This is a genomic window from Parabacteroides sp. CAG:2 (assembly GCF_000436315.1).
Classification (GTDB): domain Bacteria; phylum Bacteroidota; class Bacteroidia; order Bacteroidales; family Tannerellaceae; genus Parabacteroides; species Parabacteroides distasonis.
This window is the reverse complement of record NZ_FR885250.1, coordinates 18,584-33,056: the sequence shown is the minus strand read 5'-3', so window position 1 is coordinate 33,056 and position 14,473 is coordinate 18,584. Positions and strand designations below refer to the sequence as shown.

General features: G+C 47.2%; 12 protein-coding genes. 6 read left to right on the top strand and 6 right to left on the bottom strand.

Annotated elements, in window-relative coordinates; all coding sequences use genetic code 11:
* Positions 1-5: 5 nt before the first annotated feature.
* Positions 6-803: a M48 family metallopeptidase gene (locus QVP94_RS00220; RefSeq protein ID WP_008773322.1), complete on the bottom strand. Its 798-nt coding sequence runs from the start codon at positions 801-803 to the stop codon at positions 6-8.
* Between the two features lie 8 nt (positions 804-811).
* Positions 812-1,741 carry a DUF5106 domain-containing protein gene (locus tag QVP94_RS00215; protein WP_353884498.1) on the bottom strand — a complete coding sequence of 310 codons (930 nt, stop codon included), beginning with the start codon at positions 1,739-1,741 and terminating at the stop codon, positions 812-814.
* An 81-nt stretch (positions 1,742-1,822) separates the two neighbouring features.
* On the opposite strand from QVP94_RS00215, the gene QVP94_RS00210 reads away from it, so the two are divergent.
* The 6 genes from QVP94_RS00210 (at position 1,823) to QVP94_RS00185 (ending at position 10,429) form a co-directional block, all read left to right on the top strand.
* Positions 1,823-2,710: a LysR family transcriptional regulator gene (locus QVP94_RS00210; RefSeq protein ID WP_022191710.1), complete on the top strand. Its 888-nt coding sequence runs from the start codon at positions 1,823-1,825 to the stop codon at positions 2,708-2,710.
* A 109-nt stretch (positions 2,711-2,819) separates the two neighbouring features.
* Complete coding sequence (locus QVP94_RS00205; protein WP_022191709.1) at positions 2,820-3,875, top strand: YeiH family protein; 1,056 nt, start codon at positions 2,820-2,822, stop codon at positions 3,873-3,875.
* Positions 3,876-3,961: 86 nt separating this feature from the next.
* Positions 3,962-6,307, top strand: a complete 2,346-nt coding sequence (locus tag QVP94_RS00200) for a transglycosylase domain-containing protein (RefSeq protein WP_005855004.1) — start codon at positions 3,962-3,964, stop codon at positions 6,305-6,307.
* A 230-nt stretch (positions 6,308-6,537) separates the two neighbouring features.
* Positions 6,538-8,103, top strand: coding sequence for a glycerol-3-phosphate dehydrogenase/oxidase (locus tag QVP94_RS00195; RefSeq protein WP_005855006.1), 1,566 nt, complete (start codon positions 6,538-6,540; stop codon positions 8,101-8,103).
* Positions 8,104-8,135: 32 nt separating this feature from the next.
* Positions 8,136-9,635, top strand: a complete 1,500-nt coding sequence (gene glpK, locus QVP94_RS00190) for a glycerol kinase GlpK (RefSeq protein WP_005855008.1) — start codon at positions 8,136-8,138, stop codon at positions 9,633-9,635.
* Positions 9,636-9,691: 56 nt separating this feature from the next.
* On the top strand, positions 9,692-10,429 hold the full coding sequence (locus tag QVP94_RS00185; RefSeq protein ID WP_005855011.1) for an MIP/aquaporin family protein: 738 nt from the start codon (positions 9,692-9,694) through the stop codon (positions 10,427-10,429).
* Here QVP94_RS00185 and QVP94_RS00180 read toward each other — a convergent pair.
* The 4 genes from QVP94_RS00180 to QVP94_RS00165 are packed head-to-tail and all read right to left on the bottom strand — an operon-like array spanning position 10,395 to position 14,457.
* Positions 10,395-10,874: a HyaD/HybD family hydrogenase maturation endopeptidase gene (locus QVP94_RS00180; RefSeq protein WP_005855012.1), complete on the bottom strand. Its 480-nt coding sequence runs from the start codon at positions 10,872-10,874 to the stop codon at positions 10,395-10,397. The two genes, QVP94_RS00185 and QVP94_RS00180, sit on opposite strands and share 35 nt — an antisense overlap.
* A complete protein-coding gene (cybH, locus tag QVP94_RS00175) occupies positions 10,871-11,608 on the bottom strand; it encodes a Ni/Fe-hydrogenase, b-type cytochrome subunit (RefSeq protein ID WP_008773316.1) in 738 nt (245 codons plus the stop codon). The genes QVP94_RS00180 and cybH overlap by 4 nt, the downstream gene beginning before the upstream one ends.
* A gap of 14 nt (positions 11,609-11,622) precedes the next feature.
* The gene (locus QVP94_RS00170) at positions 11,623-13,344 is read right to left on the bottom strand and encodes a nickel-dependent hydrogenase large subunit (protein ID WP_005855015.1); all 1,722 of its coding nucleotides are present in this window, start codon (positions 13,342-13,344) and stop codon (positions 11,623-11,625) included.
* A gap of 15 nt (positions 13,345-13,359) precedes the next feature.
* The gene (locus QVP94_RS00165; RefSeq protein ID WP_005855017.1) at positions 13,360-14,457 is read right to left on the bottom strand and encodes a hydrogenase small subunit; all 1,098 of its coding nucleotides are present in this window, start codon (positions 14,455-14,457) and stop codon (positions 13,360-13,362) included.
* Between the last annotated feature and the right edge of the window lie 16 nt (positions 14,458-14,473).

The following is a 14,473-nucleotide window of genomic DNA, read 5'->3' as shown; positions in this document are numbered from 1 at the left end:
AACAGTTATTGCTTGCTTTTCACGTACTCATCGGCCTTCTCTTTTACCCGATCGGCACGTTTTTGAGTCTCGGGATGGCTTGAGAACATCTGCATAAACTTGGACGATTTAGCTTCTGACTCACTTAGTTGTAACAATTTATTTAATGAGTTAGACATTCCGTACGGATCTCGCCCGTTATCTATACAAAACTGGAAACCGAATTCGTCCGCCTCATACTCTTGTTTCTGGGAATATTGAGCGCCGGCCAAGGCCTGTGCCATGTCTCCCAGTTGAGAGTCGGTCAGTTTGGATACGGTTCCACTTACAGCTCCGGCGGCGTTTTTAGCGGCGGAGGTCAAGTAAGCGTTTTTCATGGCGTCTTTAGAGTCGGAATGAACGACGTGCCCGATCTCATGACCGATAACGGCGAATACCTCGTCATCGTCCATGATTTTCATCAATCCGCCACATACACGTACACTTCCGTCTCCACAGGCGAAAGCGTTTACATCTACTACATTATATACTTTAAAGTTTAAGTCTAGGCCGGAAACTTTCTTTACATTGGCGGTCAAGCGTTCCAAGCGTTGTCCCATTTCCGTATCCGGACCTGCTACCTCGTTATGAGTGTCCATCCATTGGATGTACTCTTTTGCCATTTTGGCTACATCCTCGTCGGATAGAGTAGCGGCATGCGCTACATCAGTCGCGGCATTAATCACTTTTTTCGTATTAATGGTCTTGCCGCCAATCTTGAATTGGGCGGAAACCGTTAGGCTCACTCCTGCTAAGAAAGCCAAGGACAATAAGATTTTTTTCATGTTTTAAATTAGTTAGTTGTTTGTGATAAATAATTTTCGATCTGTTGAAAAGTAGCGTCTTTCAACAATACTTTTTTCTCTTTGTTTAATAGATATAATGTGGGTATCGCTTTTAAGTCGTAGATCTCGTCGTTTTTAAGCGAAACACTTTTGTCGTATGAGTTGATCCAATCTTTAGGCATGACGGAAACATGCTCTTTCCATGCGTCCAGATCCTCGTCCGGATAAACGGCTAAGATCTTTAGTTTGTTGCTTTTTGAAAATTCATTGATCAAGAAGGACGATTCCATTTGTCTGGTTATTTCTTGACAAGCATGGCAGTCCGGATTATAGAAAAATAATAATAGATAATCCGCTTTTATATTGTATAATTTCCCGGTTTTTCCGTTCGCTAATGTGTACGTGAAATCGGTCGCAGGCGTCCCGATTCTGTTTTTTAATGCGAGCTCTAGCAAATGGGCGGGACGTATCTTTTCCATATCGCTTAATGACGAGGATTCGGTAAGATATTCCAATACGGCTATATACATTTCCTCATTCCTTAGGGGGGAGTTCGGGTCGTATAGATATTTCTCCATCATCTCGGAAAAGTACTGAAACATGGCACTGTCTTGTTCTGTTTGTTTCATCATCGCTTTTACGGAAGAAGACATAGCCGCAGGCGAGACATAGTTCATCAAATCTATATAGTTGGATAATGCCTGCTCGGTCACTTGAGGTTCATGGATATAGGTCGTATCCTTGAAGTCGAATTTATCCCAATAATGTTTCACTAAATATTCGGCCCTTTCCACTGGGTCCGTGATTAAGGTGGGGACCGAGACCATTTCAAAGGTGGGTGGCGCTACATTGGATTCTTCCGTTTTTTGATTGCGTTGACCACTGCATGCATTGACGGTCAACGTCAACAATAAAACATATAGATATTTCATATTCATTCATATATTTATGTTTCAATCCACAAATATATAGTATTATTTTTATCTTTGTTAAATTAAAACGGCAAAAGATAGAATATCATGGATTTTCGATTAAAAGTATTTCATAGCGTAGCTTGTAACCTAAGTTTCACGAAAGCGTCCCGGGAGTTGTTCATTAGTCAACCCGCTATTAGTAAGCATATCCATGAGTTGGAGGTTCAATATAAGACGCCTCTCTTTGAACGAACAGGTAGCCAGATCCGTTTAACTCGTGCGGGCGAGTTGTTGTTTTCGCATACCCATTCCTTATTGGCTTCGTATCGTCAATTGGATTTCGAGATGAATCTGTTGACAAATAATTTTCTGGGGGATTTACATTTAGGTGCCAGTACGACAATATCCCAATATGTTCTTCCGCCCGTGCTTGCTTTATTCATTAAGATGTTTCCGGATATACATGTATCTGTATTGAATGGGAATAGCCGGGATATAGAGTTGGCTTTGCGAGATGGAAAAATAACGTTAGGATTGGTGGAAGGGACTACCCGTCAAAATACGATGCATTATATACCTTTTATGAGGGATGAGTTAGTGGTTGTCACTCATGTAGGGTCTAAGTTGGCTGCTTATGACGAACTGACGTTGGAACAACTTTGTGCTTTGCCCGTAGTACTTCGTGAAAACGGCTCCGGTACGCTTGAGGTCTTGGAGGGGGCTTTAGCAAAACACCAGATCAAACTGTCGCAATTGAACGTATTATTGCAGCTAGGTAGTACGGAGAGTATCAAATTATTCTTGGAAAATTCCGATGCTTTGGGAATTCTTTCTATTCGGGCGGTGACACGTGAGCTGATGGCAGGACGTTTGAAAGTGATCGATATTGAGGGTTTTAAGGCCGAACGGACTTTCTCCTTTGTGGAGCCGCAGGGACAGAACAGCGGTATGGAAGAAAGTTTCATGCGTTTTGCCAGTCAACATTGGCAATAACTTTAGGTTATTCGCTATAAAAACTTGTGAAGTAAGGGATCGGATGAAAATATGTACTTTCGCGAACGAAATCAAATAATGATATGTTGTACTAAATAAATCAATAATTATGTTTAGTGAAAAACGAGGTAACGTATTACATGGTGTCTTGCTGATAGCTCTTTTCTCTTGTTCCGCATTCTATATCGCGGAGTTCCAGTTTATTAAACAATTGTCATTCAGTCCGCTGATTGTCGGCATTATTTTAGGTATGTTGTACGCCAACAGCCTGAGAAACCATTTGCCGGAGACGTGGGTTCCGGGTATCCTGTTTTGTACTAAGCAAGTGCTTCGTGCGGGTATCGTACTATATGGGTTTAAGCTGACCTTCCAGAGCGTGATTGCGATCGGCCTTCCGGCAATCCTGATCGATATGGTGATCGTGGTGCTTACCATCTTGATCGGTGTTTGGGTGGGGCGATTGATGAAAATGGATAAAGACCTTGCTTTACTGACCGCCACGGGTAGCGCTATTTGCGGGGCTGCCGCGGTATTGGGCGCTGAACCGGTCGTGAAGTGCGAGGCTCATAAGACGGCGGTTGCCGTATCGACAGTCGTGATTTTCGGTACGCTTTCTATGTTTATTTATCCGGTGATGTACCGTGCGGGTATTCTTGATTTAGACCCGGAGCAAATGGGACTTTATACGGGTGCGACCTTGCATGAGGTAGCTCATGTGGTAGGAGCCGGTAACGCTATGGGAAAGGAAATTTCGGATGCGGCTATTATCGTGAAAATGATTCGTGTGATGATGTTAGCTCCTGTGCTAGTAGTCATGAGTTTCATGTTGGCTCGAACCGCTGTGAAGTCCGTTGTTAACGGGGGGAGGAATGGCGGAGGCGTTGCCCCTTCTCGTGGTAAGATCACTATTCCTTGGTTTGCGTTTGGTTTCTTGGCCGTGATTGGTTTCAATTCGCTCGACTTGCTTCCTCATGCGGTTGTAGATGGGATCAATCAGGTAGATACATTCATGCTGACAATGGCCATGACTGCTCTTGGTACGGAGACTAGTATCGAGAAATTTAAGAAAGCTGGCGCTAAGCCCTTTGTTTTGGCCACTATTTTATATGTTTGGTTACTAGCTGGTGGTTATTTGTTGGCGAAATATGTGCCTCAACTTGCATAAGATCGTATTTTCCTCTATTTTTGTGATCTTAAATAGGTCGTTGTGGATAAGATGAGTCTTTTATCCATACCGTGAAATATAAAAAGATGGCATCAAAGATTACAAAAGGTATCCTTATTTCTTGTTGGATAGTATACCTCGCTATATTAGGGGCGGTGGTAATGGTGTTTATGGCGATAGCGAATGGTTCAATTGGTTATATGCCTCCGGTGGAACAATTGGAGAACCCGATTGATAAATATGCTTCCCAAGTTATCTCCTCGGACGGAAAGGCGTTGGGAGCCTATGCGCATAGCAAAGACAATCGTATTTACGTGAATTATGAGGATCTTTCGCCGGATTTGGTGAAGGCCTTGATCGCTACCGAGGATATCCGGTTCGCCGAACATAGCGGTATCGATGCGCAGGGTTTGTTTCGTGCCATCGTGAAGCGGGGTATCTTGATGCAAAAAAGCGGTGGTGGCGGTAGTACCATTACCCAGCAATTAGCGAAGCAATTATTCTCGCCGAGTGCCGATAATATGATGGAACGTCTTTTCCAGAAACCGATCGAATGGGTGATTGCGGTTCAATTGGAACGTTATTACACAAAGGAAGAGATTATAAATATGTATCTGAATAAGTTTGACTTCTTGTACAATGCCGTGGGAATCCAATCCGCGTCTCGTGTGTATTTCGGGAAGACCCCTAAAACCTTGAAGATCGAGGAAGCCGCCACGTTGGTAGGCATGTGCAAGAACCCTTCTTATTTCAATCCGGTTCGCCATAACAAGCGTACCATCGGCCGTCGTAATACGGTTTTGGAGCAGATGGAAAAGGCCGGGTACATAACCAAGGCGGAATGTGATTCGTTGAAGGCTTTACCCTTGGTCGTACATTTTACCCGTATGGACCATAAAGACGGTTTGGCTCCTTACTTCCGTGAATACCTTCGTCTGACAATGACCGCGAAGAAACCGGAGCGTAAGGATTACGCCTCTTGGCAATCTCAGAAATTCAGTGAAGATTCATTATCTTGGGCAACGAATCCATTATATGGATGGTGTAACAAAAATAAAAAAGCCGACGGAGAATACTATAATCTTTATACGGATGGCTTGAAAATCTATACGAGCATCGATTCCCGTATGCAGAAATATGCGGAAGATGCTGTCCGCGAGCATATGAGTAAAGATCTTCAACCGGCTTTCTTCCGGGAAAAGAAGGGACGTAGCTATGCTCCGTTCTCAAGAGACGTAAGTGTCGGTCAAGTAGACACGATGTTGATGCGTGCGATGCACCAGACAGATCGTTACCGGGCGATGAAGAAGAGTGGAATGGCTGAGGCCGATATGCGCAAGGAGTTTGAGAAGCCTGTCGATATGCGTGTGTTTAGTTGGGATGGTCCGATCGATACGATCATGTCTCCCTTGGATTCGATTCGTTATCATAAGAGTTTCTTGCGTACGGCGTTTATGTCGATGGACCCTCGCACCGGGCAGGTCAAGGCTTATGTAGGTGGTATTGACTATAATGACTTCCAATATGATATGGTGAATGGCGGTCGCCGTCAGATCGGTTCTACCATGAAACCGTTCCTTTATTCGTTGGCGATGATCGAGGGGATCAGTCCTTGCGACCAGATGCTACATGTGCAGCAGCAGTTGATGGACGAGAACGGTCGTTTGTGGGTTCCCCGTAACGCCAGCGCGAAGCGAATCGGCGAGATGGTTACGATCAAGTGGGGATTACAGAACTCGGATAACTGGGTAACCGCTTATCTGATGAGCCAGCTCTCACCTTATACGTTTGTTCGTTTGCTTCATTCTTTCGGCTTGAAGAATCATATCGATCCGGTTATCTCGGTCTGTCTGGGTACTCCGGATGTATCGGTGGGTGAGATGGTCGGGGCCTATACGGTATTTGCCAACAAGGGCATCCGGGTAGAACCTTTATTTGTGACCCGTATAGAAGATTCATATGGAAATACAATCGCGAACTTTACCCCACAGATGAGTGAGGTGCTGACGGAAGATGCTTCCTATAAGATGCTACATATGTTGAAAAGCGTAATCGACGGTGGTACCGGAGGACGTGTACGTTTCCGCTACGGCATCAAGGCGGAGATGGGAGGTAAGACCGGAACGACCCAGAATAACTCCGACGGTTGGTTCATGGGATTTACGCCTAGCTTGGTTTCCGGCTGCTGGGTAGGCGGCGAGGACCGTTCCATCCATTTCGACCGCTTGGCGGAAGGGCAGGGAGCGAGTATGGCGTTACCGATTTACGCCCTTTATATGCAAAAGGTTTATAAAGATAAAACGTTAGGCTACTCGGAAGACGAGACTTTCGAGATCCCCGAGAAATACGCGAACCCATGTAGCGAAGGTGGGGAGGAAGATAGCCCCACGACCCCACCGGATACGGGAGGTATCGATAAGATGTTTGAGTGATAATAATCAGACTATTACAGTTTTTTTTAATTCCCCGTAAGGAAAACTTTTGTTTCCCTATAGCAAAACAAAAGTTTCTTCAGCAGGAAACTTTTGTTTCTTCCAATAGAAACTGCAGTTATCTTTATGGAAAACAGAAAGCGCTACTGATCCTTTTTCCCAAATCCTTTGTTATACTAAGAATTAATGGTTAGATTTGTGACTGTTAATCTTAATAAAGGAGGAGCTATATGGACCGTAGTAAAATGATTTCTCAGTTGGAAGACCCGTCTGAAGTCTTTGATTTTCTTGTGATCGGAGGAGGAGCTACCGGCATAGGTATCGCTCTGGATGCTTCGACAAGAGGATATAGAGTCGCCTTATTCGAACAATCGGACTTTACGAAAGGAACTTCCAGCCGTAGTACGAAGTTGGTCCATGGCGGTGTCCGTTATTTGGCGCAAGGAGATGTCTCCTTGGTTCTGGAAGCTTTGCGCGAACGAGGCCTGCTACGCCAGAACGCTCCCCATTTGGTAAAAGATCAAACCTTCTTAATCCCTTGTTATCGTTGGTGGGAAGGCCCGTTTTATACGATAGGCCTGATCCTATATGATGTGATGGCCGGAAAATTAGGTCTGGGACGTTCGGTTTGTATCGGTCCGAAACGGGCGCTCCGTACCATTCCGATGCTTCGTCCGAAAGGGATGACCGCCGGGGTGCTTTATCACGACGGCCAGTTCGATGATTCCCGCCTTGCGATTAATATGGTCCGCAGCTCTATCGACGCTGGCGCTTGTATCTTGAACTATGCGAAAGTCATAGGGCTTCTGAAGGATGGCGACCGCAAAGTATCCGGCGTTACGGTTCGAGATGAGGAGACCGGTACGGTTTATCAAGTAAGATCCCGTTGCGTGATCAATGCTACCGGTGTCTTCGCCGATGAGATCTTGCAAATGGACGAGCCGGGTAAACGCCCGACCGTTCGCCCCAGCCAAGGAGTCCATTTGGTATTGGATTCCTCTTTCTTGCAAAGTGATTGCGCCATTATGATTCCTAAGACATCGGATGGACGTGTGTTGTTCGCCGTACCTTGGCATGATAAAGTCGTGGTAGGGACAACGGATACCTTGATGGAATCGCCGGAAAAGGAGCCGGTAGCCTTAGAGAAAGAAATCCAATTTATACTCGATACGGCCGCTAATTATTTGACCCGGCCACCCAAGCGAAGCGATGTCTTATCCGTGTTTGCGGGGCTTCGTCCGCTCGCCGCTCCCCGTAGCGAAGGTAAAAAGACAAAAGAGATATCACGTAGCCATAAATTGATCCGGGAGAAATCCGGCTTGATCACCATTATCGGAGGCAAATGGACAACCTACCGGAAAATGGCCCAAGATACCCTAGACCTAGCGATACGTTACATGCATATTCCTACAAAAGATTGTATTACCGAGCGTTACCAAATCCATGGTAGCCGGAAGAATCCGGATTTCTCCGATCCTTTATACGTATATGGTACGGATGCCGACGAAATCCGTAACTTAGTGGCCTCTTCCCCCGCCATGGCGGAGAAGTTGCATCCGGACTATGCCTATACGGTAGGAGAGGTAACTTGGCTGGTCCGTAATGAGATGCCTCGTACTTTGGAGGATGTATTGGCCCGCCGTTTGCGTATCTTATTCTTAGACGCACGGGCGGCGATGGCGATGGCTCCTAAAGTAGCGGGGATTCTGGCTACGGAATGGGGGAAGGACGAGACTTGGACCTCTGCTCAGGTAAAGGCGTTTAATGAGGTTGCCTCGAATTATATACTGAATTGACAAATTGATAAACGATACTAATATAGAAGGATATGAATTTTCGAAATAAATATGTGTTGGCGATTGATCAGGGAACCACTAGCTCCCGGGCTATCCTGTTTAATCATCAAGGAACTATTATTACGTTGGCTCAGAAGCCATTCCAACAGTATTTCCCGAAACCGGGCTGGGTAGAGCACGACCCGAATGAGATTTGGTACACCCAATCGTCTGTCATCAAGGAGGCGATGGCAAAAGCGGATGTCACGGATAGCCATATCGCCTGTATCGGAATCGCTAACCAACGGGAGACTACCATCATCTGGGACCGGGAGACTGGCTTTCCCGTATACAATGCGATCGTATGGCAGGATCGCCGTACGGCGGATTATTGCGAGGAACTTAAATCCCAAGGCTGGGCGGAACGTATCCTGCAGAAGACCGGGTTGGTGATCGACGCTTATTTCTCCGCCACGAAGATAAAATGGATATTGGATAACGTAAAGGGTATCCGGGAGCGTGCGGAGCGGGGAGAACTATGCTTCGGAACGGTAGATACTTGGCTGGTTTGGAAACTTACCCGGGGCGCTCAATTCATTACGGATGTGACGAACGCTTCCCGTACCATGCTTTTCAATATCCGTACTTTGCAATGGGACCAAGAGTTATTGGACTTGTTTACGATACCTGCCTCGATGTTACCGCAAGTGAAAGCCTGTAGCGAGGTTTACTGCGAGACATCAACTCCTATTTTTAAGAAAGGCATTCCGGTATCCGGTATGGCCGGCGACCAACAGGCGGCTCTGTTCGGCCAGCTCTGCGTAGAGGATGGTATGATCAAGACAACCTACGGAACCGGCTGCTTTATGATCCTGAATACCGGTAAGGAACCCGTTCTTTCCCAGAATAACCTATTGACAACGATCGCATGGAAATTAGGGGATCAGACGACCTATGCGCTGGAAGGTAGTGTCTTTGTGGGAGGTGCCGTCGTTCAATGGTTGAGGGATGGGATCGGCCTGATTCCGAATGCCTCGATTACGGAGCAAATGGCGAAATCCGTCAGTGATAATGGGGGCGTTTATTTTGTGCCGGCGTTAACAGGCTTGGGTGCGCCGTATTGGGATCAATACGCACGTGGCGCTATTATCGGGATTACCCGCGGAACTACGGCGGCCCACTTGACCCGTGCGGCTTTGGAGGGCATCTGCTATCAAGTATATGATGTATTGATGGCCATGGAAAACGATATTCACGCCAAGCCGAAAGAGATTCGGGTAGATGGCGGTGCTATCGCTAATAACTTCTTGATGCAATTCCAGTCCGATATCTGCCGCTGTCCGGTCGTACGTCCGAATGTATTGGAGACGACTGCTTTGGGAGCCGCTTATTTGGCGGGCTTGGCGATCGGCTATTGGAAGGATATCGATGAACTGAAAGAACAATGGTGCTTGGATAAGGTCTTTAACCCACAAATGAAAGAGGATACCGCCCGTAAATTATTGAACGAATGGCATAAGGCGGTGGGGCGTTCTCAGAATTGGGCTGAATAATGAAAATCATCTTATAGGCAGATTAACAAGTTAACAAATTCTTAAATTATTATCTTATGTCTCCATTTTTAGCGGAATTATTAGGGACTATGCTCTTGATCCTGATGGGAGGAGGAGTTGTAGCGAATGTCTGTTTGTCGAAAACAAAAGGCAATGGAGCGGGCTGGATAGCGATAACGACCGCTTGGGCTTTAGGCGTATTTATCGGTGTTGTGGTAGCCGGCCCTTATAGTGGCGCACATTTGAATCCGGCGGTATCGATCGGCTTGGCGATCGGAGGGACTTTCCCTTGGTGTGATGTATGTACTTATATAGCCGGGCAAATGATAGGTGCCGCTTTGGGCGCTTTATTGGTCTGGCTGGTTTATAAGGATCACTTCAACGCTACGGATGATCCGGATGCGGAATTAGGCGTATTCTGTACGAGTCCTGCTATCAAAGATTATCCAATTAATTTCTTAGGTGAGATGATCGGTACGTTCGCCTTGATGTTTGTCGTATTTTTTATAACGGACGGAGAACTAACCTACGAAAGCAATAGTACCTTGCCGATAGGTTTAGGTTCGGTAGGTGCCATTCCGGTAGCGTTTACGGTCTGGGTAATCGGCCTTTCCTTAGGTGGAACTACCGGTTACGCGATTAACCCTGCCCGTGATTTAGCTCCCCGGTTCATACACTTTATTTTGCCGATCAAGGGAAAAGGCAGCAGCCATTGGGAGTATGCTTGGGTACCTGTTTTAGGGCCGATAGCTGGGGCCGCTATTGCCGGTATGCTCTATTATGTATTGAAATAATCTCTTGTATCATCCGGATCACTTTCGGAACCGCCGCTTTTACCTCGGGTGTCAGATCCATTCCGACCTCGTTGATATTGAGGGCGGAGATGACAATGAGATGGGTTTCCGGGAGATCGTCGGTCAGGATCATGGCGTCGATCATATCTTTTAGACCGATCTCGTGGGCGCTCATAAGCGGGGGAAAGTCGGTAGCGTAACGAGGTTGGATCAGACGGACGGTGCCCGGAGGGTTATTATCCAGCGTGGCATCGATCATGATGATACGGTCATATCCTTGCAGCCAACTTAATAAATGAAGCCCTCCCGTGCCCCCGTCCATCAAATGGACGTGAGCCGGGAGCTTCTCGTTTTCTAAAGCCTTGATAACGTGTATGCCTACCCCTTCGTCTTTCAGCAATAAATTGCCTACTCCTAATACTAATGTTTCCTTCTCCGCTTTCATCCTTTTTTAGCGATCTTAGTGATAGTCTCGGCAGTCTCGGTTACCTCTTCCTTGTCCGCTATGTCTTCCTCGATAAACTTCCAGCCACCGATGATGGACGAAGTCTCGCCACGTTGCTCGATATAGTCATGATAAAATACCAGATAAATATGAACGATAGCGAAAAGGATGAAGAACCACATCAGGAAATGATGGATCTGGCGAGCCATCAAATCCCCGCCCATCAAGGGAACTGTCCATGCGAACAGTTGCGGGAAGAAGGACTGGCTCATCTTCGCGTACAGGCCGAATCCTGTGATACTTTGTAACAAAAATGCCCAGAAAGTTCCGAAATAAATCAAGCTAGCCAAGGCGTTATGCCCGATACTGTCTACCGGTTTGTTCTTAATCATCAAGATATCTACCTTGATCACCTCCAATACCTCTTTCCATTGGGATTTCTTTAAAGGGATGAAGTTATTCCATCTGGCATAACGATTCCCGACGAATCCCCAATAAAGCCGGAATACGAAATTGAAGAAGAATACGAACGCTGTTACGAAATGGATAAACCGAACCACGCCGAACCAATAGCTGAAATAAGCCTCCGAAGCGGACATGATTGCGGGAGGATCGGCGATGATAAAGCCTGTCACGCAGAGTATGACGATACAGAGCGCATTCACCCAATGATAGATACGTACGGGTAATTCCCATACATACACTTCTCTTAAACGTTTCTTACGACTCTTCATGGCTCTATTGTTTTTTAGAATGTATCAACTTGGTGCACATATTTTCCTTCCTCGTCATACAGATGCACGGCACAAGCCAGACAAGGATCGAAAGAGTGGATCGTCCGAAGAATCTCTAGGGGTTGCTTCGGATCGTATATCGGCGTACCGATCAAAGCGGATTCGTAGGCGGACAATACGCCGTTCTCATCCCTCGGTGAGGCGTTCCAAGTAGTAGGCACTACCATCTGGTAGTTCTTTACCCGGTTCTTGTCGATCACGATAAAATGGGCTAATGCTCCACGGGGAGCTTCGGCCAATCCTACGCCTTGCTCATGATCGGGCCAGTTCTCCCGTTCCCATTCGGCACTGTTTGCCATCCGGGAATCCCCGTTCTCGAGGTTCTTGATCAATTGGTTGAAAAACTCAAGGGCCCAGTCTGCTGCCATTCTACATTCCAATCCACGAGCGGCGGTACGTCCTAGGGTAGAGAATAAAGCATCTACCGGTAAGTCAAGCTGACGTAAAGTCTCGTCTACGATACTCTTTTGAGGTTCCTTCCCTGCGGCGTAAGCTACGATCAAACGGGCTAACGGACCCACTTCCATTGGTTCCTGTTTCCACCGTGGCGTCTTGATCCAACTATATTTATCCTCTACGTCCAATAACTTATAGGGGGGACGAGGGCCAGTATATTCCAGATGGGTCTCTCCCTCGTAGGGATGCAAACCGGCTTTGTCTCCTTGCGTGTATTTATACCATGAATGATAAATGTACTCCTTGATTTCTTCCGGGGAGTTAGCGTCTACGGGATGTACCTTGCTAAGGTCACGATCCAAGACGATTCCTCTGGGGATCTTATAACTTTCCACTTCCCCGAGATCGAACACCGGGTAGTCTCCGTAAGACAAATAGTTTCGTACGCCTCCGCCAATCTTACTCCATTTGTCTTTATAGACGTTGGCGATCATCAATAAATCTGGGATATACACTTGATTAATGAAAGTTTTCGCCTCCTCTAGTTTCTGCTTTACCAGAGCGAGTCGATCTGCGTTGATCGCATTGGCCTCATTTAAGTCGATGCTGCAAGGCATACCGCCTACGATATAGTTTGGATGCGGATTCTTGCCCCCGAACACAGCGTGTACCTTGACGACCTCTTTCTGCCATTCCAATGCGTCCAGATAATGGACGGTAGCGATAAGGTTCTGTTCCGGCGTAAGTTTATAGTCCGGATGTCCCCAATACCCATTGGCGAATATACCAAGCTGCCCGCTGGCAACGAACTTCTTTAGTCGTTCTTGAGTGGCGGTGAAATACCCCTCGGTATTCTTTGCCCATGGAGAAAGTTGCTGGGCAAGTAAAGCGGCGGCTTTTGGATCGGCTTTTAAGGCGGATACCACATCTACCCAATCCAATGCATGCAATTGATAGAAATGCACCGTATGGTCATGCATGTACAATACGGCTTGCATGATATTACGAACCATACTGGCGTTGGGAGGGATCACGATACCCCGTGCGTTCTCGACCGCCCGTACCGAGGCAAGCGAGTGGATGGAAGTACATACGCCGCAAACACGGCCTACGAAAGCCCATACATCCCGGGGATCCCGGTCTTTTACGATATTCTCGATGCCCCGCACCATAGTACCCGAGCTATAAGCGTTCTTGATCGTGCCACCTTCTATTTCAGCCTCTACCCGCAGGTGGCCTTCTATACGGGTAATGGGGTCTATGACAATTCTTTCTGACATGATAGTAGTGTTTTATTAGATCGTAGATTTACTTTCCGGCTCATCATTGTCGATAAGCTCTTTTTTCCGTATGTTAGTTGCTACGGCATGTACGGCGATACCGGCGGCGGTAGCGGCTCCTAGAGCCAGACCGATCTGATCCGCCGTGGCCTCGATACCGAATCCGTGTATATCGGGCATACGTTTATAGAACGGGCTGTTGTCCCAGAAATTCTCCTCGCTGCAACCCAAACAGGGGTGACCGCTCTGGATCGGGTAACTGGTGCCCTCGTTCCATTTGATGATACCGCACGAGTTATAGGTGCTCGGACCTTTGCATCCCACTTTATACAAGCAGTAGCCATGCTTGGCGTTCTCATCGTCGAAGCTCTCCACGAACAAGCCGGCGTCGAAATTCGCACGGCGGTAGCACGTATCATGTACTCGGCGGGAGTAGAACATCTTCGGACGGCCCAATCCGTCCAATTGCGGCATGCGTTCGAAAGTCAACATATAAATAATGACACCCGCCATCACGTCGGCGATCGGAGGACAGCCTTGTACATTAATAATAGGTTTACCTTTGATGACTTTATGAATACCTTTAGCGCCGGTAGGATTCGGGTTCGCCGCTTGCACGCAACCGGCGGAAGCGCAGTTGCCCCAAGCGATGATCGCTTTAGCTCCTGCGGCGGCCTCTTCGGTGATCTGCAAGGCACTCTTGCCGCCTACGCAACAATAAGCCTCGTCCTTGGTAGGTAGCGACCCCTCGATCATCAGTAGATAATTGCCGTAATACTTTTTCATGGTCTCTTCCTTAGCGGCCTCGGCCTGTTCGCCGGCGGCGGCCATCAGCGTCTCGGTATAGTCTAGGGAAATCTTGTCTAACAACAAGGTCGCCACGATCGGGTGGGCGGCACGGATAAACGATTCGGTACAACAGGTACATTCCTGTAGGTGTAGCCAGATGATCGGAAGGCGGGGTTTCGTCTCCAAGGCATTTACTACCTGTGCCACTCCCGAAGCCTCCAATCCCATAAGGGCGGCCATGGTGGTACAGAACTTCAGGAAGTCCCGGCGGGAGATGCCTTTCTGACGGCACTCTTCGTAAACGGACGGTCTTTTATTTTCCATATCTCAGCAATTAAGT